Raw genomic sequence first — 1,866 nt, forward strand, 5'->3', positions numbered from 1 at the left:
GAATTTCCTTATGACTGGCAAAATAACTTTTTCAATAAGGCTAAACACACGGAAAAAGAGATCGAAGATTATTGTTTGGATTTGGGTATAGATATAGAAGATGACAAACATTTAGACGAACAGGAATATCAATCTTTGTCAGAATATCGTAGATGGTGTTTAGATAATTTTTTAAGCCTTAGTGAACATGGTTTATATTGTAAGTGTCATGGAAGTGCGCGTGATAACTTGAATATCCCAGTGCCCACTAGAGCAGTTGCTGGAGATTTTATATTACCGATGGAGAAGGTATTAAATAGGCTTAAATCCGAATTTGGACTTGCTAGATTAATGTTGTATGAACATCAATCTGATAAGAAAGATAACGATATTGACGATGATGCTTGCTATGCGGAGCTATATGACAACGAGCTGCTAGGAACAAACATCGAAAAGCTTCGTACTGCTTTTCGAATTTGCTTTGGTATACTAGATAAGATAGGTAATGCCATTGCTTTGTTATTTGATTTACAACTTAAAACCAATAAAGGTAAAGTCAGGCCCTCATACTTTCATACCTTTTGGGAACTTGAAAACGAAGACAGACGTCAAAAGTTTGAAGCTTATGATAATGAAGGTTTGATTGGTTTATATAGCATAGCTTGTGATTTAAATCACAAGCTAGAAGGTGAGCTTAGTTTTTACAAGCAATGGCGAAATGCCTTGGAGCATAGTTTTGTATTTGTTTATGAGAATGAAAAACCTGAAGATATTGAAACCTCATTAGCCTATTATGAAGAACCAGTTTTTATTTCAGAGTCCGAATTTGTTGAGAGCGCCGAGCATGTCCTGCAATTGACACGTTCAGCCATTTTTTCCTTCGTCTTTGCAGTTAGGATCAAAGCCGAGAGGGAAGCTCTTAACAATATCCCTGATATTTTAATTCAAAATAAGTTTCTTGAACAAAAAAAATATACTTAGAAAATGAAGAATAAGAGAGTACCAAAATTAAACTTGCCGAAGCCCTACTCATTCGCTAAAAAGAAAACCCTATGCCAAAAACCAAACCCCTAAAAATCGACGGCAGCACCGGCGAAGGCGGCGGACAAATCATCCGTACCGCGCTCTCACTATCGATGCTAACGGGCACGCCGATTGAGATTAGCAATATCCGCGCAGGTCGTGCCAAACCCGGACTTATGCGCCAGCACTTGATGTGCGTAGAGGCATCGCAAGCAATCTCAAACGCCAGCGTATCAGGCGCGCATTTAGGTAGCACGGCTTTTAGTTTTACGCCAAATACTGTTAAGTTCGGTGACTACACCTTTGATATTGGCTCGGCAGGCAGTACCAGTCTGGTGCTACAAACCCTGCTCCCTGCTCTACTATTTGCCAATGCCGATCAACATTGCAAATCAACCGTGACCATTAAAGGCGGCACCCATAATCCGATGGCACCGACCAGCGACTTTTTACAGCAGGCCTTTATACCTGCACTAGCGAAGCTGGGCATGCAAGTCGAACTTGAATGCCAGCAAGCTGGCTTTGCACCTATTGGTGGCGGCGTGGTTCAAGCGACTATCACACCGTTTATGCGTCGTGCTGATTCAAAATCATTACAGCTAACCAAACGTGGAGAGCTTATCAGCATAGAGCTGATCGCTAGTGTGCTCAATCTAGACTATGATATTTGCAAACGCGAGCTTGCCAGCGCCAAAAGTGCGCTCATTGAGTCAGGTATCAACGAGACGCTTATTAGTACGCAAGGCAATAAACTACGCGGCATCGGTGAGGGAAATACTTGTTATGCCCTCGTCACTCATAGAGTAACCCACAAAACTGGAGAGCACACGCACCAAGAAGTTTTTACCTTGCTAGGAGAAAAAC

The 1,866-nt window shown here is 41.8% G+C and carries 2 protein-coding genes; both read left to right on the top strand.

Annotated elements, in window-relative coordinates; all coding sequences use genetic code 11:
• Positions 1 to 960 (top strand): LA2681 family HEPN domain-containing protein (locus ACS8FD_RS13510; RefSeq protein WP_439276258.1); only part of this gene is annotated, 960 nt, incomplete at its 5' end.
• A gap of 71 nt (positions 961 to 1,031) precedes the next feature.
• A partial coding sequence (gene rtcA / locus ACS8FD_RS13515) for an RNA 3'-terminal phosphate cyclase (RefSeq protein WP_439276259.1) occupies positions 1,032 to 1,866 on the top strand: 835 nt, incomplete at its 3' end.

The sequence above is a fragment of the Psychrobacter sp. 1U2 genome, assembly GCF_051847575.1.